We start from the raw sequence: 670 nt of genomic DNA on the forward strand, positions 1-670 counted from the left end.
CGAGCCACGCACCACCGCCAGCACCTGATGACCATGACGCTCGGCGTCGGAAAGCCGCTCCAGCAGCAGCACGCCCGCGCCCTCCCCCCAGCCGGTACCGTCGGCCCCGGCAGCGAACGACTTGGAGCGGCCGTCTCGGGCCAGGCCCCGCTGCCGGCTGAAGTCGATGAAGGTGTCGGGAGTGGCCATCACGGTCACGCCACCGGCCAGCGCCAGGGAGCACTCCCCCGCCCGTAGCGCCTGTACCGCCAGGTGGATCGCCACCAGCGACGACGAGCACGCCGTGTCGATCGACATGGCGGGCCCCTCCAGCCCCAGGGTGTACGCCACCCGGCCGGAGACGATGCTGGCCAGGCTGCCGTTGCCCAGGTAGCCGGCCAGCTCGTCGGGCGGCTGGTGCAGTCGCAGTGCGTAGTCGTGGTACATGACGCCGGCGAACACGCCGGTGGGGCTGCCCTTGAGCGAAGTCGGGTCGATCCCGGCCCGCTCCAGCACCTCCCACGAGGTCTCCAGCAGCAACCGCTGCTGCGGATCCATCGCGACCGCCTCCCGCGGACTGATCCCAAAAAAGTCCGCATCAAAATCGGCCGCGTCGTAGAGGAAACCACCCTCCAACGAATACGTCTTCCCCGGCTTACCAGGCTCCGGATCATACATACCCACCAAATCC

The 670-nt window shown here is 68.8% G+C and carries 1 protein-coding gene; it reads right to left on the reverse strand.

The window, feature by feature from the left end; genetic code table 11:
• Window positions 1–670 (reverse strand): polyketide synthase (locus tag H0524_RS24870; RefSeq protein WP_255435961.1); only part of this gene is annotated, 670 nt, incomplete at both ends.

It is taken from the genome of Salinispora sp. H7-4, assembly GCF_013416675.1.
In the GTDB taxonomy this organism is placed as follows: Bacteria; Actinomycetota; Actinomycetes; order Mycobacteriales; family Micromonosporaceae; genus Micromonospora; species Micromonospora vitiensis.